18 protein-coding genes and 1 pseudogene are annotated in these 17,660 nt (G+C 62.7%); 7 read left to right on the top strand and 12 right to left on the bottom strand.

The features are described from left to right. Nucleotides 1–117: 117 nt before the first annotated feature. The 8 genes from BUB04_RS03510 to BUB04_RS03545 form a co-directional block, all read right to left on the bottom strand. Nucleotides 118–1,107, bottom strand: coding sequence for an ABC transporter ATP-binding protein (locus BUB04_RS03510; RefSeq protein ID WP_073036989.1), 990 nt, complete (start codon nt 1,105–1,107; stop codon nt 118–120). A 3-nt stretch (nt 1,108–1,110) separates the two neighbouring features. Next, a complete protein-coding gene (gene nikC, locus BUB04_RS03515; protein WP_084076092.1) occupies nt 1,111–2,028 on the bottom strand; it encodes a nickel transporter permease in 918 nt (305 codons plus the stop codon). Beyond that, a complete protein-coding gene (locus BUB04_RS03520) occupies nt 1,997–3,007 on the bottom strand; it encodes an ABC transporter permease (protein WP_073036991.1) in 1,011 nt (336 codons plus the stop codon). Before BUB04_RS03520 ends, nikC begins: the two co-directional genes overlap by 32 nt. Before the next feature lie 27 nt (nt 3,008–3,034). Further along, nucleotides 3,035–4,594, bottom strand: a complete 1,560-nt coding sequence (locus tag BUB04_RS03525; protein ID WP_073036993.1) for an ABC transporter substrate-binding protein — start codon at nt 4,592–4,594, stop codon at nt 3,035–3,037. 61 nt (nt 4,595–4,655) lie between these two features. After that, nucleotides 4,656–5,345: a hypothetical protein gene (locus BUB04_RS03530; protein WP_143156335.1), complete on the bottom strand. Its 690-nt coding sequence runs from the start codon at nt 5,343–5,345 to the stop codon at nt 4,656–4,658. A gap of 409 nt (nt 5,346–5,754) precedes the next feature. After that, a complete protein-coding gene (locus BUB04_RS03535; protein ID WP_218588358.1) occupies nt 5,755–6,816 on the bottom strand; it encodes a hypothetical protein in 1,062 nt (353 codons plus the stop codon). A 421-nt stretch (nt 6,817–7,237) separates the two neighbouring features. Then, nucleotides 7,238–7,834, bottom strand: a complete 597-nt coding sequence (locus tag BUB04_RS03540; protein ID WP_073037000.1) for a MarC family protein — start codon at nt 7,832–7,834, stop codon at nt 7,238–7,240. 49 nt (nt 7,835–7,883) lie between these two features. Then, nucleotides 7,884–8,201 (bottom strand): hypothetical protein, encoded by a 318-nt coding sequence (locus BUB04_RS03545; RefSeq protein WP_073037002.1) that lies wholly within the window; start codon nt 8,199–8,201, stop codon nt 7,884–7,886. A 280-nt stretch (nt 8,202–8,481) separates the two neighbouring features. Between BUB04_RS03545 and BUB04_RS20235 the strand changes: the two are divergent. The 7 genes and pseudogenes from BUB04_RS20235 to BUB04_RS03580 all read left to right on the top strand — a co-directional run. After that, nucleotides 8,482–9,216 (top strand): annotated as a pseudogene (locus BUB04_RS20235) (mechanosensitive ion channel family protein); the annotation flags it as partial. 359 nt (nt 9,217–9,575) lie between these two features. Beyond that, nucleotides 9,576–10,670: a sulfurtransferase gene (locus tag BUB04_RS03555; RefSeq protein WP_073037004.1), complete on the top strand. Its 1,095-nt coding sequence runs from the start codon at nt 9,576–9,578 to the stop codon at nt 10,668–10,670. Between the two features lie 6 nt (nt 10,671–10,676). Continuing rightward, entirely contained in the window at nt 10,677–11,231 is a 555-nt protein-coding gene (locus tag BUB04_RS03560) for a YeeE/YedE thiosulfate transporter family protein (RefSeq protein ID WP_084076095.1), read from the top strand. After that, a complete protein-coding gene (locus BUB04_RS03565; protein WP_073037005.1) occupies nt 11,228–11,770 on the top strand; it encodes a YeeE/YedE thiosulfate transporter family protein in 543 nt (180 codons plus the stop codon). The genes BUB04_RS03560 and BUB04_RS03565 overlap by 4 nt, the downstream gene beginning before the upstream one ends. Continuing rightward, nucleotides 11,763–12,389, top strand: coding sequence for a hypothetical protein (locus BUB04_RS03570; protein ID WP_073037007.1), 627 nt, complete (start codon nt 11,763–11,765; stop codon nt 12,387–12,389). Before BUB04_RS03565 ends, BUB04_RS03570 begins: the two co-directional genes overlap by 8 nt. A 95-nt stretch (nt 12,390–12,484) precedes the next feature. Further along, on the top strand, nt 12,485–12,706 hold the full coding sequence (locus tag BUB04_RS03575; RefSeq protein ID WP_073037009.1) for a hypothetical protein: 222 nt from the start codon (nt 12,485–12,487) through the stop codon (nt 12,704–12,706). Between the two features lie 3 nt (nt 12,707–12,709). Further along, on the top strand, nt 12,710–12,967 hold the full coding sequence (locus BUB04_RS03580) for a type II toxin-antitoxin system RelE family toxin (protein ID WP_073037011.1): 258 nt from the start codon (nt 12,710–12,712) through the stop codon (nt 12,965–12,967). 205 nt (nt 12,968–13,172) lie between these two features. Here the strand turns inward: BUB04_RS03580 and BUB04_RS03585 are convergent, their stop codons facing one another. The 4 genes from BUB04_RS03585 to BUB04_RS03600 all read right to left on the bottom strand — a co-directional run bounded on the left by BUB04_RS03585 (nt 13,173) and on the right by BUB04_RS03600 (nt 17,357). Beyond that, nucleotides 13,173–13,484 (bottom strand): hypothetical protein, encoded by a 312-nt coding sequence (locus tag BUB04_RS03585; protein ID WP_073037013.1) that lies wholly within the window; start codon nt 13,482–13,484, stop codon nt 13,173–13,175. Between the two features lie 27 nt (nt 13,485–13,511). Continuing rightward, a complete protein-coding gene (locus tag BUB04_RS03590) occupies nt 13,512–15,206 on the bottom strand; it encodes an ABC transporter permease (RefSeq protein WP_073037015.1) in 1,695 nt (564 codons plus the stop codon). Next, nucleotides 15,203–16,291 (bottom strand): ABC transporter ATP-binding protein, encoded by a 1,089-nt coding sequence (locus BUB04_RS03595; protein WP_073037017.1) that lies wholly within the window; start codon nt 16,289–16,291, stop codon nt 15,203–15,205. Before BUB04_RS03595 ends, BUB04_RS03590 begins: the two co-directional genes overlap by 4 nt. A 67-nt stretch (nt 16,292–16,358) precedes the next feature. Beyond that, a complete protein-coding gene (locus tag BUB04_RS03600) occupies nt 16,359–17,357 on the bottom strand; it encodes an ABC transporter substrate-binding protein (RefSeq protein WP_073037020.1) in 999 nt (332 codons plus the stop codon). Nucleotides 17,358–17,660: the final 303 nt, after the last annotated feature.

The following is a 17,660-nucleotide window of genomic DNA, read 5'->3' on the forward strand; positions in this document are numbered from 1 at the left end:
ACCCCGCCCCTACCCCGACGGGCCCATGCGCTCCCCCCTCACCCCTTTCACCTTTTACCTTTCACCTTTCACCTTTTACCTTTCACCTTTTACCTTTCACCTTTTACCTTTCACCTTTTACCTTTCACCTTTTACCTTTCCCCTTCCCGCATGACAAAACACCCAATGATCCTTCCCCACTTCCACCCCGGCCGGCTCCAGGTGCTCGCACTCCTTGCGGGCCGCCGGGCAGCGGGGGTGAAACCGGCAGCCGGCCGGCGGATCGATGAGGCCCGGAACCACTCCCGGGATGGAGGCCAGAACCTCCCGGTCCTCGTCCACGCTGGGAACGGCCGCCAGAAGCCCCCGGGTGTAGGGATGGCCGGGAGAGCGGAAGAGGGCGTCCACAGGGGCCGTCTCCACGATCTTTCCCGCGTACATGACCGCCACCCGGTCGCACAGGTGCGCCACCACGCCCAGATCGTGGGTGATGAAAAGAACGGACGTCCCCCGGGCCCGGGTGAGTTCGTTCAAGATGTGGAGCACCTGGGCCTGCACGGTCACGTCCAGGGCCGTGGTGGGCTCGTCGGCGATGAGAAGGTCCGGCCGGCACGACAGTTCCATGGCGATCATGACCCGCTGGCGCATGCCGCCGGAAAGCTCGTGGGGGTATTTGCGAAGGACCGATTCGGGATCGGGCATGCGCACCTGTTCCAGCATCTCCACGCAGATCCGCCGGGCGGCCTTCCGGCTCACCTTCTGGTGGAGACGCACCACCTCCTCCATCTGGTTTCCCACGGTGAAGACGGGGTTGAGGCTCGTCATGGGCTCCTGGAAGATCATGGAGATGTCGTTCCCCCGAATCCGGCGCATCTCCTTCATGGGAAGCGTCAGCATGTCCCGGCCCTTGAAAAGGATCCGGCCCCCCATGATCCGCCCCGGCGGATCGGCGATGAGCCGCAGAATGCTTCGAGCCAGCACCGACTTGCCGCATCCCGTCTCTCCCACCAGCCCCAGGATTTCCCCGCGGCGCACGGCAAGGTGCACGCCTTCCAGGGCCCGCACCACCCCCTGGTAGGTGAAGAACCGCACCGAAAGGTCCTGAATGTGCAGCAGGTCTCCGTTCACGCGTCACCTTCTGATTCGAGGGTCCAGCACGTCCCGGAGGGCGTCGCCGAAGATGTTGAACCCGATCACCGTCACCAGGATGAAGAGGCCCGGGAAGGTGGCGTACCACCACTGGTCCATGAGGAACTTTCGGCCCACGCTGATCATGGCGCCCCATTCCGGGGTGGGCGGCTGAGCGCCCAGGCCGATGAAGCTCAGGGAAGACGCAATGAGAATCGTTTCGCCCACCACCAGCGTTCCCAGAACGATCACCGACGACAGGCAGTTGGGAATCACGTGGTGAAAGACGATCCACGTGTGGCTCGCCCCCGACACCTTGGCCGCGGCTATGAAGGGCCTTTCGCGGACGGCCAGGGCCTCGCCGCGCACCAGCCGGGCGAACTTGGGGATCATGACGAAGGCCACGGCCAGGATGGCGTTCCGGAGGCTGGGGCCCAGGGCCGCCGCCAGGGCCATGGCCAGCACCAGGGACGGAAAGGAGAGCACGATGTCCAGGCACCGCATGATGACGTCGTCCGTCTTGCCGCCCACGTAGCCCGCCACGGCCCCCAGGATCGTTCCCAGCCCCCCGGCGATGCCCACCACCAGCAGCCCGATCCGAAGCGAGATCCTGGCGCCGTAGAGAACGCGGCTGAAGAGGTCGCGGCCCAATTCGTCCGTGCCGAAAAGGTGGTGCCAGGACGGTGGGGAGAGCCGCTCGCTCAGACTGATCCGGATGGGATCGTAAGGGGCGACCCAGGGGGCCGCAAGAGCCAGAAAGACCATGGAGCAGATGATGACGAAGCCCGCCACGGCCGACGGATTCCGCCGGAGCAGGTGCAGGGTGAAGAAGAACTCGCGGATCTGCCACGCGTGTTCTTCCCGAAAGCGGCGCCACCCGCCCGTGGGATCAGTACCGGATCTGGGGGTTGAGGAAGGCATAGATCACGTCCACCGCCAGGTTGATGAGCACGTAAGAAAGGGACACCACCAGGGTGAAGCCCATGATGGCGGGAAAATCGAGGAAATTGACCGAATCCACCACGTACTTTCCCATCCCGGGCCAGCCGAAGATGGTCTCGGTGAGAATGGCGCCACCCAGGAGTTCCCCCACGGAAAGGCCCGCGATGGTGACCGTGGGGATGAGGGAATTCTTGAGGCAATGCTTGAGGATCACCACGGGCTCCGAAATCCCGTTGGCCCGAGCCGTGGTCACGTAGTCCTGCTCCATGACGGCGATCATGGAGGAACGCACGATCCGGGTGATGACCGCCAGATAGACGTAGGAAAGGCAGAAGGCCGGCAGGATGATGTGGCTCAGGGCGTTGAGGAAGACGGGGCGGTTTCCTTCCAGCAGGGCGTCCACCAGGTAGAGGCCGGTGACGGAGGCGGGGGGATCCAGCCCCACGTCCAGCCGGCCCGACCCGGGAAGCCACTGCAGGTTGCGGTAGAAGAGAAGAAGAAGCATCAGGCCCAGCCAGAAGACGGGCATGGACACCCCGCAGACGGAAAAGACCCGTGAGGCATGATCCAGGGGGCGGTTTCGGCGCACGGCGGAAAGGATCCCCAGGGGCAGGCCCACCACCAGGCACAGGGTCATGCTGGCCAGGGTGAGCTCCAGCGTGGCTGGAAAAAAGTCCTTGAGATCCTCCACCACGGGCCGCTGGCTCCGCACGGACCGCCCCAAGTCTCCGTGGAGGAGTCCCTTCATGTAGCGCAGGTACTGTTCATGGAGGGGCCGGTCCAGCCCCATGGACCGGCGCAGGTTCTCCACCGCCTCGCGGCTCGCCTTCTGGCCCGCCATCATCCGGGCCGGATCGCCCGGGATGGCGTGGGAGATGAAGAAGACGAGCACCGTCACGCCCAGGAGAACCGGGACGAGGTGCAGCAGGCGTTTGCCGATGTAGCGCAGCAGTCGCATGAACGGACCGGTCCCCTTCCTATCCCTCTATTCCTTGTAGATGGATTCGAAGTTGTACATGGATTCCAGCATGGGGTTGTACACGTAGCCCTTCACGTTCTTTCGCATGGGCACGATGGTCTGGGTCTGGTAGAGGAAGATGTAGGGCGCGTCGGCCATGATGATGTCCTGGGCCTCGTTGTAGAGCTTGATGCGCTCCTGCTGGTCGCTCAGGGCCAGGGCCCTTCGGATGAGCGAGTCCACCTTTTCGTTCTTGTAGAAGCTGCGGTTTCCGGGAAGGCCCCAGTTGTTGGAATCGAACCAGAAATTCATGAACATGGATGGATCCGCGTAGTCGGGACTCCAGGCCCCCAGGCACAGCTCGAAATCCCCTCGGTCGATCTTGTCGCGCAAAGTGGGATTGGCCATGAGCTGGAGCTTCAGGTTCACGCCGATGTCGGCGAAGTTGCTCTGGAGCACCGTGGCGATCTGTTCCCAGGTGGCCCGCCGTTCCGAGTAGATGAGGGTGAGTTCCAGGCCCTTGGAGACGCCGGCCTTCTGCAGCAGTTCCTTGGCCTTTTCCACGTCCCGATGGTACTGGAACACGTCGGGCTTGTGACCCCACATGCCCTTGGGAACGGGACCGCGCATCTGCACGCCGTTTCCCTGGAGCACGTAGTCGATGATGCCCTGGTAATCCACGGCGTAGTTCAGGGCCTGGCGCACCAGCGGGTTGTCCAACGGCGGCTTCTGACAGTTCAAATAGACGTATTCCACCAGCTGGGACGGATAGCGGCGGACCACGAGATCGGGGTTTTTCTCCAAAGCGGGGATCTGGTCGATCAGGATGCCCTCCGCGATGTCGATGTCACCGCGCTCCAGGGCCATGCGCCGGTCGGAGGATTCGCGCATGAACCGGATGACCACCTGCTTGAGCTTGGGGGCTCCGCCCCAGTAGTCCGGCTTGGCTTCCAGCACGCACCGCTCCCCCCGGATCCACTCCTTCAGGCGGAACGGACCGCTTCCGTCCGTGTTCTGGGCGAGCCATCCCTGGGCCAGGTCTCCGTCCTTTTCGTGCTTCATGACGGCCGGATTCACGATGGAGGCCGCGTCGGTGGCGAGCGTCTGCAGGAAGGGGCCGAAGGGGTTCTTGAGCGCGATCTTCACCGTGTAGTCGTCCACCACGTCCACGGTTTGAATGGCGCCGAGATTATCCGCAGGGCCCTTTCCGATCTTGAGAACCCGCTCGAAGGAAAACTTCACGGCCTTGGCGTCCAGGGGCGTGCCGTCGTCGAACCGGATGCCCTTGCGGATCTTGAAGGTCCAGACCATGCCGTCCTGGGACACCTGCCACGATTCGGCCGCCGAGGGTTCCACTTCCGTGGAGCCCTCCCCGTTGACCACCTTGTACTTTACCAGGCGGTCGTAACAGGGATAGATCTGGCGCCAGTCGTAGTTGTCGCTGGAAACCGCCGGATCCAGCAGGTGGATGTCCGAAGAGACCCCCACCACCAGGGTGTCGGGCGGCGTAGCGGCTTGGGTGAATCCGGGAACCCACAGTCCCGCAGCCATGGTTACCAGGAAAATCAGAACCAGTGTCCTTTTCATGGCGTCCTCCTTCTTGGGTTTTCCTGTTGGGAAAGTCTCCATCGAACGAACGGTGAGCGCTTCAAGGCTTGACCGGCTTCGGCCTCACCGTCTTCCTCCCGGGCGGAACGTTCATCGGCTGGAGCGGGATTCTTTGACTCTCAATGCGGGTCCCCCTGGAAAGCAGTTCCACCTTCAAGACGTCCCCCCGGATCGCTCCCTTGGCCGCCCGCACCTCATGGCTCACCGCCTCTTCCGGCGCCAGGCACGCATCGGGAAGACTTGAACTGCCGATGGGCAGAAAGCGGTCCGGGTGCGCCGCCCGCGCCGCGGACAGCCTCAAGACCGGGTCCGCAATGGCCCACTCGCCCACGTTCTTTACGGTCACCCGGACGGAACCGTCCTCCGGATTCACGCGTTCGATCCCGATCCGGGCCACGGGGGATCTCTCGATCGGATCGGGCAGTCGCGCTTCGGACCATCCGGCACGTCCCCCGCTCGGACTCGCGTATTCCAGATGGATGAACGGCTCGTCAGGCTTTCTCATGCACATGAAAGCCACGCTGCGCTCCTCTCCCGCAGGGATCTCGACGAGAGGCGCTGCGCCGACCTTGGAGAACCCGGAAATGATGCGATCTCCCTCGCGCCTGTAAACCATGACGTTCAGGCGGCCGAGGAAACGCCCTCCGGATTCATTTTTCAGGGTGACCGCCACCGCCATCTTGTCACACGACCGGGGAACCTCCCGAACACAGTATTTCGCGACCTTCACCCACCCCTCGTTCCGAAGCATCTGAGAGCCGTCAAAACAGTCCCAGGCGCTCCGGTAAGCAAGGCCTGCGGAAGCAGTGCTTAAAACCAGTAGCAGAGCCGCCAACCCAAGAAAAGTTCCCCGCCTTCCCATGGACCACTCCCTTCCGCTTCTCACCCATTCGCCGCGAGCAAGGTTTCATCCATCCCAACAAACCGATTTCTTATTGGTTTTCTCTGCCTCCGCGTTCCTGGCGGGCGGGGTCAAACCCCGTCCCTATCCCAAGAGGTCCGTACGTTCCTGCAGGGCCGGCTTGACGTCCGCCTTTCAGGACCGCGCCGTGAAAAGGGATCGTCCGGTTCCCCGAGCTTGTCGGACGTTGGATCCGCATCGTGGGCCGCCCGCACTTCACCTTTTTCCCGGCACCTCCTCATACAGGCTCATACAGGGCCCGCCGCTCGGGCGGCATGGCGTCCAGGATCGTCCGGGCCTCCTCCGGCGAGACGGCTTTTCGACTCCCGTCGGCCGTCTGCACCACCACCCCGGAATCCCTGAGCAGCTGGTAGCGGCGCTTTCTCTCTTCTTTGGTCGGCGCGCACACCAGCATGCAATGGGCGCAGGAGAACCGGAGCTTTTCGTCCATGAAGAAGAAGTAACGACCTCCCTCCGATGCGGGCCATTTCCCATGGGCTTCCTGCACGCGGTCGTAGGCGGCCGGAAGGTCTTCGTCCCGATCCGGCACGGGGAACCTGCCGGGAGACCAGGTGGACCACCTTCCCGACGGATGCAGCCCCGTATAGCCGCTGCAAACCAGATCGCAACGGCCGTAATGGCGCCTTTTGGAATAGGAGATTTCCACGCCGCCCAGCACCACGGTGGTGTTGCGCTTGAAATCCATGAATCCGGAAGCGCAGGCCGCCAGGCACAACCCGCATCGATCGCAATAGTTTTCTTCAGGCGGCAGGGGGGGAGTCGGCACCAGGTCCGCGGCAGTGGCCACGGAAGCCAGGATCACCGTAGCGCCATGGTCCGGGATGATCAGGTTGCCGGAAAAGCCCATGTGCCCCACGCCGGATCGCACCGCCAGATAGCGGTGGGCGATGTCCGGGTAGTAGGAGTAGGTGTCGGCCAGGCAGGTCTCTTCCTTTCCGGAAGGCACGGGCCGGAAGACGTTGTTGGCCGCCACGGGAACGGACGGATATCCCTTCTGGGTGAGGTAGTTGGCCAGATGGAGGGCGATGCCGCTCGCCAAGGTGTTCGCCCGCACGTAGGCCCGTTCCAGGGAGAGGCGATCTTGCTTTTTCAGGTAGGGCTCGATGGGCGCCGGATCCATGGGCACGGCAAAAACCACGGCCGACCGCGCGCCCGGAAGCACGTAGGACAGATCCGTGGACGGCGGCCCTCCGGCCAGGGTCTCCGTGGAGACGATCCCGGTGGCGCAAGCCCCCTCGATCTCGGCAAACTCCCTCACGATCCGACTCAGCTTCGTCATGGATTCTCCTTGCGCCTTCATATCCTAACAGTCTTGGGAGGCTGTCCGTGAACTCCGCAAACCGTCACTCCCGCGCAAGCGGAAGTCCATAACTCACTGAAAATTCTGGATCCCCGCTTCCGCGGGGATGACGAATGGGCGTTGAACGGCGCAAATCTGCCGTTTTCAGAGACGCTCCTAGCTCCCTTTGCGCCACCACCATGAAGGCAGAAGGCGGATTCGCGTTAATTCGCGGCATTCTTTCACGTCACGCCCCATCTCGAACAACCCGTGACAACGAAGGATGAAACGCATCTTTGCCAAGCAGACACCTGTAGGGGCGAATGATTATTCGCCCCTACAGGCCGTGGGCACGAACGGAATTAGCTCGCGTCCCTACAAATCAATAGTGGTTCCCCGAGGCACATCCCGTCTCTTCTGGTCACGCACCCGGCATTCGGAAGTAGGCGTTGAGACCCGTCAGGAGCATCTGGATGGAGATGGCGACGAGAATCATGCCCATGAGTCGTTCGATGGCGATGAGACCCCGTGCCCCCAGCCGGGCCGCCATCCGGCTGCCGAGGAAGACGATCACGGCCGTGATGGCCCACGCCAGGGTGAGGGCCATGAGCCACTCGGGCCATCGGTGGGGCTCCCGGCTCATGAGCAGCAGTTCCACGGCCAACAGGGACGGTCCGGCTATGTAGGGGACCGCCAACGGCACCACGAAAGGCTCCCCCTCCACCTCCTCCTTCCAGGCATGGGGAGACGGAGGGAAGACCATTCGAACGGCGATGAGAAAGAGCAAAACGCCTCCCGCCAGGGTCAGGGCCGGCTCGGAGATGCCCAACAGGGCGAGAAGCGGCCTTCCCGAAAAGAGGAAGAGGACCATCACCACATAGCCGATCAGAAGCTCCCGAAGGATCACCCGGTTGCGGCGCTCCGGTGCCACGTTGGCCAAGGCGGCGACGAAAAAGGGGACGTTCCCGAACGGGTCGATCACCATGAAGAGCAGCACGAAGGCGGAATAGAAGGTCATGGGGCCTCACGCAGGGCGGGAGTTGGAGATTCCATGGAACCCGTCGGACCTAGCGGCACACCTCGCGCTTGCACAGTCTCTGGACCTGCTCGTTCACGATGGGCTCACACAGGGAACAGTCCTTTTTCTTCCAGGCCAGCCGGTAGTAGCACCACCCGTGGACCCCGTGGGCGTCCGGCCAGTAGCGAAGGATGTTTTCACACAGCTCCGGCCGCTGGAGTCTTTCCACCTCTTCCTGGTAGCACCACGGCTCTCTCGGCTCCCCCCGGCATTTTTCATAGATGGGATCGTCCGACTGCGCCCCGGCGGGACCCGGGGAGGCGACAACCATCATGAACAAGGCGGCGATAAGTGGAAGGAGCTTCAAGGCTGGTTCCTCCATGCGGTTGTGATGGATACCCTGTCGGGCTATACTACACCTCACGCGCGGGGCTATCAAGGCGCTCCGGTTCCCGCCGGGCGGGCACCCCCCATGGGCCGCACCTTGCCTGATCGGACGTCGTCATCGCCGCTTTTGCACGCAAGGCGCCCGCGGTTTTTCCGTTTGCCCGCGCAATCGGCCCGGGATAAAGAAGGAGTCACTGAAGGCCTCGCCCCGACCAGTCTTTGAACCTTCTCCTGTGGAGAACCCTCCGATGACCCCACTGATGGAAAGCCTCCTGTCCCGCTTGCGGGAATACTTCAGCCTTGAGCGGCTGGGGGACCTCCTCGGCGAACTCCTGGTCAACCTCGTCATTTCGGCCATTGTCCTAACCCTGTTCTACCTTTTCTGGCGGGTGGTGAATCGCCTGGTGGCGCCCCGTCTGAGAATTCATCTCGACAAGACCAGCGCCGCCTTCGCGGAAACGATCATCAAATTCGGCCTTTTCGCCCTCGGGCTCATCGCCGCGCTCAGCGCCGCCGGCGTTCAGACGGCGGCCCTCCTCGGATCTCTCGGCGTGGCCGGACTTACCCTGGGATTCGCCCTGCGCGATACTCTTTCAAACATCATTTCCGGCATCCTCATTTTCCTGGATCGCCCCTTCACCATCGACGACCTCGTGGAAATCGACGGCCGCTACGGACGGGTGGAGCGAATCAGCCTCCGGACGACACGGATCATCACCAACGACGGCAAGATGCTCGCCGTACCCAACGCCGAAGTCATGAACAAGACTGTCATCTCCTACACCAACTTCCCTCACCTGCGGTTGGATATTCCGGTCACCGTCGCGGTCACGGAAGACCTGGACCGTGTGAAGCGGATCCTGATCGCCCTGGTGGAAGACGACCCGGATTACCTGAAGGATCCCCCTCCGTGCGTGGTGGTGGCGCAGTTGAACGACTACAACGTCTGTTTGGAGCTCCAGGCGTGGATCGACGATGAACGCCGACATGTGCCCAAGCGCTATGAACTGAGGGAAAAGATATTCAAGGCCCTGACCAAGGCCGGAGTGGAAATGCCCTTTGAAACCATTCAGCTCGCCCCCCACAAGATCGTGATCGAGCCGGCGGAAAGGGCCACGGAGATGGGAAAGCCGGTCGTTGCCGGAAAGGATTTTTCGGATGGGGGGTCGGCGGTGGATTCCCGCCGCCGACCGCGGGAAGAAAAACCGGGAGAAAACCGGACAGGGGCCGGAACGCAACCGCCGAAACAGTCCCTTCGCCCCTGCGGAACGATACCGGCCCGGAATTTGACCTTTTCGACAACCTGGTGTGGGACCAGAACCGCGCAGACCCAAAACAGACAAAGGAGAGGCGTATGGCGCAAAGGAAAAGTCCCCGATGGTGGCTCGTTCCCCTCTTTCTCCTGGCGGGAGCGGCCTGGGCCATGGCTTCGGCCCCTGCCGCCAAAGGCCCGACGGAAGACTACCCCTGCCGCAACTGCCTGGCCACCCCCCAGTGGCTCCTGGAACACCGAAACGATCCCGACGTGGTCCTGGTGGATGTCCGGGAAGACAAGGACCTGGACGGAAGGTACCTTCCCGGCGCCGTCCGGCTACCCTGGAAGAGTTTCCAGCGCCACGACACGGTTCGGGGCGTGGGAGCGGTCTTCGTGGGAGCGGCCGAGGCCCAGGAAATCCTCGGCCGGGCGGGCATCGCGCGGACGGACACCGTCATCGTCTATGATTCCGTGGCACGGGACGGCGGCGCCACGGCCTCCTACGTCTTCTGGGTGCTGGACTACCTGGGGCATCCGTCCAAGAGGATCCTGGAAAGGGGCCTGGACGGGTGGGTGGAAGCCGGAGGCGAGACGGTTTCGGAACCAGCCCGGCGCGAGCCGGTCTTCTACCAGGCTCCGTCCGAAGAGATCCGGCCGCTTCGCCTGGCGGACGGCCCCTTCGTTCAGAGTCGGCTGGGAGATCCCTACTACCAGATCCTGGATGTGCGATCTTCGGAAGAATACCTGGGCCTCAAGCAAAACACCGCCCTGGACGGAACCCCGCTGGCTCCAGGCCACATCCCGGGCGCCTACAACGTGGACTACCGGTCCAACTGGCGGGACGCCGCCACCAAGGCCCTTCGTCCCTACTCCGAACTTCAAAAACTTTACGCCGGACTCGACCCCAACCGGGCGGTCATCGTCTATTGCCATTCGGGACGGCGCGCCTCCTTCGGCTATTTCGTGCTGCGCCTCATGGGCTTTCAGGACGTGCGTCTCTATGAAGCCTCGTGGAACGAATGGGGAAACAGCCGCTTCTACTATCCGGTGGAAAAGAAGGCCAACCGGCTTGAGGGCGCCGTTCCCATGCCCACGGCCGGTCCCGCCGCCCCGGTGAAGGCCCCGCAGCCCGCGGAAGAAAAGCGCGAAACCCGGCCCGCGTCGACCGGCGGCTACGTTTCCTGCGGAGGGTGAAAAACGATGGAAAAAAAGTCCATGATCCGAAACGCGACCGTCGAGGAGACGGCGCGCACCTGGCCGGTGCTCCCGGCGGCCCTGGCCCTGGCGGGCATCATCGTCTTCATCTTCGCCACCTTCGGCCCTCCCGCCTCTTCCAGCGGGTTCGTGAGCCTTCTCAAGGGCTTTCTGGGGCCGATCCTTCCCGACTACATCGCCCGGAAGGAACACTACCGGATCATCCCGGGGCCGGGTTCCTGGCTCTTCGCCTTCGTCCTGGGCATGGCGGCCGGCGGATACCTGGGCGGCCTCACCTTGGGAAAGCCCATTCGAAACGTTCCGGCCATTTGGGAGCGGCGTTTCGGAGCCCGGCCGGCCCTTCGATATGCGGCGTCCTTTCTGGGCGGGTTCCTCATCCTTTTCGGAGCCCGCCTGGCCGGCGGATGCACCCTGGGGCTCTTCATTTCCGGGTCCGCCCAACTGGCCGTGAGCGGCCTTTACTTCGGAGCGGTCATCTTCGCCGTGGCCATGATCACCAGCCGCCTGGTGTACGGATCGCCAAAGGGAGGAAAGAAATGACGCAGGTCCTGCTGGGTCTCTTTTCCGGTATCGCCTTCGGGTTCGTCATTCAACGGATCGGGGCCACGGACCCCGACCGGATGGCCCGGGCGCACCTCATGGTGGAACCTCAGATCCCCCAGTTCATGATGCTGGCGGTGGCCTTTTCCGCCCTGGGCCTGGCGGGCCTCCAGGCCGTGGGGGTGGGCCGAACGGTGATTCTGCCCACCAGCCTGGTGGCCACGGGAACCGCCGCGGTCCTCTTCGGCATCGGATGGGGATTGTGCGGGTATTGTCCCGGAACCTGCTGGGCCGCCGCGGGGGAAGGACGCCTGGATGCGGTCTTCGCCCTGCTGGGAGGACTTGCGGGAACGGCCGTCTTCGCCCATTTCCACGAACGGATCATCCCGGCGCTCTATCTTCCCACCAACAAGGGACCGCTCACTCTGACCGACTGGGTGGGAAACCGTTTCGCCGCGGCGTGTCTGTTGGCCGCAGCCTTCGCAGCCGCCGCCTGGGTCATCGGCCGGGTGTGGAAGGCGGAAGACGACGATGCATGAGAAGAAGAAATGGAATCTCCGCTGGCTTTGGGGCCTCGTGGTGTGCCTTCTGTGGGGTTGTTCCGACGGGAGGACGACGCAGGATGAGGCCCTGCGGGTGCCGAGGGGCTACGTTCCGGTGCTGGAATTCGTCCACAACGGGCGGCTCCTTCGCTTCGGGCCCTTCGTGGGATACTATTTCCGGCCGGAAGTCCCGGGAGACATGCGCCGCATCCGCCTGGTCTGCTTCAACGAACGGAATTTCTATTCTTCGGACGCCCCCGAAAACGCCCTGCTCTACGAAGGCGACGGGATTCTCACCGATCTCCCTCCAGCCGAAGCGCCCCTTCCCCGAGGAAAGGAGAGAATCCAACCCGTCTTTTTCCCGGACGCCCCCGCGGCGTGGCTCGAGTCGCGCCCGGAACCCCGCGACGCCTATGTGCATTTCCATTCGTGTCACGACGCCTCGGGGCCGGTCTCAACCGGATTTTGGATCCGGCACGTGGCCGTTCGGGACTTCTCCTACGACATGGGCGGCCGCGTCGGGCCCGGTAGTCCTCTCTACCATGCGGTGCGCAAGGGAGAAGACAGGGACTTCGCCCGGATCATCGAGTTCGACCGCGGCAAGAAAAAACCGTAAAGGGGGCCACGGGAAGATTGGCTGATCCACCCCTTTCCCGTGTGATAAAATATGATCCCGAAATCGTTCACCAGACAAAACAAGGAGAGGGCGCAATGGCCGACTCAACGATTTCCGACTTGACCGTTGATGAGTTCAAGAAACTCATCCGAGAGGTGGTCCTTCAGACACTCTCGGAAATCTTCGGCGATCCAGATCAGGGTCTGGAACTTCGAGAAGAGTTTGAAGTCGAACTTCGGCGTGCTCTTGCTGCGGATGGCACACGCCAGACCAGACCCGCACAGGAAGTTGCCGCGAGACTCGGACTCACGTGGTGAGATATGTTCCAGGTGGACTTCACCGCCGCAGCGGAAACCGATCTGGCGCGTCCAGACAAGCCGATTGCGCAACGGGTACTGAAAAAGTTGCGCTGGCTGGCCGAAAACTTTGACCTTATCACGCCAGAGACATTGACGGGGCCATGGACCAACCTGTTGAAGCTTCGCGTCGGCGATTACCGCGTGCTTTACTCCTGCGATCAAGACAAACAAAGGATTGTTGTCCTCTTCGTAAGGCATCGGCGCGAAGTCTACAAGTAGCGAACCGGCCTTCGAGCGTCCTCACACAGTAGCGCCCCGGGCATCCAAACGCGGCATCGGCCTAGGACCTTGTCCGAGAACTCCCCCAACCGTCACTCCCGCGCAAGCGGGAGTCCATAAGTTGCCGGAAATCCTGGATCCCCGCTTCCGCGGGGATGACGAATGGGCGTTGAATGAGGCAAATTTGCCATTGCCGGACAGGCCCCTAGTCGTCCTCTTCGTCGGCGTTCCACCAGTCGTGGCAGGCGTCCTCGATGGCCTCCCGGGTTTCCGGGTCCACCCGGTCCCGGAGGCTCCAGGCCATCTCCACCCATTCTTCCATGATCCGGTGGGCCTCCACCTCGTCGCCCGCATCGTCCAGATCGCTCACCAGGTCCATGAGATCGGTGAGGGCCTCCCGCACCGGCCGGGGCCCCTCGCTGGAAGCCATGGGGACCCCCGCCTTCACGTATTCCCAGCCCAGGAGCCCCGTCTCGGGTTCCCAGGACCACACGATGCGCTTCTTGCGTCGTCCCACGCTCCCCTCTCCTTTCGCAATGATCGCTCAGGCGCCTTCCGCCCGGACCTTCGTCAGTTGATTCCCCACGACCGTGGCCAGGACCACCAGGCCCGTGGACAGAAAGATCATGAGAATTCCCAAGGCCGACAGCCTCCCCCACAGCCCGTCTTCGGCAAACCGGAGGATCTGCACCGCCAGCACTTCCGTCCCGGGCCTGGAGAGAACCACCGACAGGGTGAGTTCCCGAACGAACATGGTAGCCATCAGAATCCAGCCGGACACGATGCCGGGAACCAGCAGCGGAATGACGATGCGCCGAAGGGTCATCACGGTGCCCGCGCCGCACACCCTCGACGATTCCTCCAGGTGATCGTGGATCTGGACGAAAGCGCTGGTCATGGGACGAACCCCGTAGGGCAGGTAGGTGGCGATGTATCCGATGAGAAGCGCCCAGATGGTGGCGTAGAGCGGGGTCTTGACGAAAAACCACATGAACCCCACGCCGATGACGATCCCTGGAAAGGAAAAGGAAAGAAAGGTCAAGGATTCCAGAAGACCCGCCGCCCGGCTCTTGATCTTCACAATGGCATAGGCGGCGAAGATGGAAAGGAGGGTTCCCAGGCTGGCCCCCACGACCCCGAGAAAGAGGCTGTTCTTGAGGGACAGGAGGGAGATGGGGTCGTGGAGGACCTCCGCATAATTCTTCCAGCTCATCATGGAAAGGGCCTTGGCCCCCGGCACCATGGAATAGGGCAGAACCGACGTATAGAAAAGCACCAGGACCGGAACCACGATGAGCACGAAGGACAGAACCCCCACCACGAAAAAGAGCGGCATGCGGGCCCCCTTGAGGTCGATGACCGTGGGCCGATAGCCGCGGCTGGAGATGGTGACGTATTTTTCACTTTCCGAGGTGAGGTAGCGGTAGAGGTAGATGAGGGAGACGGACGCCGCCAGGGCGCTCATGCCGATGGCCGCCGCCTTTCCGTAGTCCGCCACGTACCCGGTGGCGATCACCCGATAGATCTGGGTGGCCAGCACGTAGATCCGCCCCGGCATGCCGATGACCGACGGGACGGCGAAGGACGCCAGGCTGCGCACGATGACCAGAATAAAGGAAGCCAGGATGGCGGGCCGCAGGACCGGCAGGGTGACCCGCACCAGGGTTCTCCAATTGGACGCCCCGCACACTCGGGACGACTCCTCGAGAGAGACGTCGAAGGAGGCCAGGGCCGGCGCCAGAATGAGATAGGCGATGGGCAGGTCCAGCAACCCCTCCACCAGGATCATGCCCCGGAGGGTGTAGATGTTGAAAGGCGAATGCGACAGGCCGAAAAGATCGCGTGCCAGAAGGTTCAGGAGCCCGTTGCTGGGATTGAGGAGCAGCACCCAGCTCACCGAAAAGAGGATGTGGGGGATCATCATGGGCACGATGGATAGCACCCGAAAGAGGAACTTGAAGGGGATATTGGTGCGCGTGTTGAGATAGGCCAGAAACAGGGCGAGCACCGTGGCGAAGATGGCCGAACCCACGGTGAACACCGCCGTATTGACGAGGATCTCCCTGAAGTCCGGGTCGGTGTAGGCTTCCACATACTTTTGGATCGTGAAGCTCCCGAAGGCCCCCAGCCCTTTCGAGAAACTTCCCAAAACGAGCATGACCACAGGACAGACCGTGAGAAAACCCACCACGGCGATGAGCGACGGGGTGAGAAGCGTTCGTGCAGTGGGTCTTGTCATCGCGTCACCAGAAAACAGTAGTTGGGATCAAAACGCACCCCGACCCGGTCCCCGCGGCGGACCCGGACGTCCGGATCGATCCGCGTGTTCAGGAGGGTTTCCCCCACCCTCACCTCGCCTTCGTGGGCCTCGCCCACAAAAACCAGAGACTCCACGACGCCGGAAAAGGTGTTGATTCCCTCGGCCAGCGGATCTGCAACCACCCGGATGAACTCGGGCCGGACGCACACCGTCACCTCATCCCCCCGGGCGACCTTGGGCCCCCTGGCCGCCAGGACCTTCCCGATGGGGGTTTCCACCGCCACCAGGTCCTCCTCCCGGGTCTCCACGGTTCCGGGAATGAGATTGGCCCGACCGATGAAATCGGCCACGAACGGATGCTCGGCCTGGAAGTAGATCTTTTGAGGCGATCCGATCTCCACGATCTGCCCGTCCTTCATGACCGCGATGGAATCGGAAAGCGACAGGGCCTCCACGCGGTCGTGGGTCACATAGACGGCCGTGATGCCCAGTTCCGTCAGGAACTGCCGCAGCTCCTTTCGGGTTTCCTCCCGGAGCTTGGCGTCCAGGTTGCTCAAGGGCTCATCGAAAAGGATCACCTTGGGCTCCGCCACCAAGGCCCGGGCCAACGCCACCCGCTGCTGCTGGCCGCCGCTCAGCTTGGTGGCCGGACGGTTTTCCAGGGCGTCCAGCTGCACCAACTTGAGCACCGCGGCGACCTTGGAGCGGATTTCGTCTCGGGGCAGACGCCGCACCTGGAGCGGATAGGCCACGTTGTCGAACACGGTCATGTGCGGCCAGATGGCATAAGTCTGGAAAACCATGCCCAAGCCCCGCTTTTCGGGAGGCACGAAGACTCCCTTCTCCCGGGACCACACCACCTCCTCCCCGATGGAGATCTCTCCCTCATCGGGAGATTCCAGCCCCACCAGGCACCGAAGGAGGGTCGTCTTGCCGCAGCCGCTGGGACCGAGGAGGGTGAAGATGTGGTTGGCCGGAACGGTGAGATCCACACGATCGAGGGCGTGGATCTTTTTGCCTTCCGATTCGTAGATCTTGGTCAGACCCGTGATGCGGATTTCCATGGGGGTGTGTCGCCCTTCACTCGGCCGGTCCGGCACCGGACCCGGACCGGCCGCTGCGTTGGATCCGTCAGGAAGCTTGGAAGATCTTCTTGAACTCGGCTCCCCACTGCTTGATCTCATCATCGGAAAGGATGCGCACGGGAAGCACCTTCGCCTTGTCCATTCCCTCGATGGGCGGGAAGACCCCCGGATGGAGCACGTATTCGCCCACCTTGTCCGCCAGAAGCTGCATGGCCTTCTTGGAAAGCCAGTAGTCCATGAAGAGCTTGGCCGCGTTGGGATGGGGAGCGGTCTTGGCGATGGCGATGCCTCGGGGCGTGCCCAGAAGGGGCTGGTCCACCTGGGCCCACGCCAGGGGCGCCGGCGCCTTGGTGATGATGTACTTGGGCATGGAGATGGCGATCTTTTTCTGGCCGCTTTCCACCGGTGCCGGGGTGGGCCCGAAGGACTTGACGAACATGGGCCGGTTGGCGGCCAGGCCCTTCAGGAAGTCGCGCCACGCCGCCTCGCTGGGAAAGACCTTTTCCTTCAAGCCCACCAGCCAGGAAATGGTGGTGGCGTGGGTGGAGGGATCGGGCATGACGATCTGGTCCTTCCACTTGGGATCCGTCAGGTCTTCATAGCGCTTGGGGACATCTTCCGGCTTCACCAGCTCCTTGTTGTAGATGAGGGCCACGTATTCGATGCCGAAAATCTGGATCGTATCGTCCTGGCGGGTCCAGTCCGGATAGGACTGGGCGGCCGGAGGCGCGTAGGGGGCCAGAACGCCCTGTTCCTTCAAATAGTTCATGATGGGAAGGGGCGCCTGAAGAACGTCCGCCATGAGTTTTCCCGCCTGGAACTCGGTGAGCACCGTGGCCAGGTACTTGGAGGTGGACACCCGGGTGTAGAGCCCCTTCACGCCCGTATCCTGACTGAAGGTCTCCACGATGGGCTCGATGGCCGTGATGTTGGCGTAGAAATTCACCTCCCCTTCCGCCTTGGCCTTTTCCAGCAAGGCCGGATCCTGGGCCAACGCCGTGGACGAAACAAGGAAAACCATCAAGAGGAAAAGGATCTTCTTCATGGCCGGACCTCCTTCCTAAAGGTTTGAGACATCCCGAGCCCTTTTCCAGCATCCTAAAGGAAACCCGCCCGGCGCACAAGAACGGCCGCATCCCGGCGTCGATTTGCCAACCGTCTGTAAAGGAGCGACCGCATTGCAATTCCCGACGTGCGAAAAAGGCATCCGGGTCAAGCGCCCGGCCGAAAGGCGCCCATGAGGCGCCGCACGCGTTGACACCGGGCGCCTTTCGTTCCAAGGTAAGGGCTCGGGGTGCCCAGAGGATGTTTCCCCTGTCTGCGTTTTTTCGCGTTCGTTCGCGGCTCC

The organism is Desulfacinum infernum DSM 9756, assembly GCF_900129305.1.
In the GTDB taxonomy this organism is placed as follows: domain Bacteria; phylum Desulfobacterota; class Syntrophobacteria; order Syntrophobacterales; family DSM-9756; genus Desulfacinum; species Desulfacinum infernum.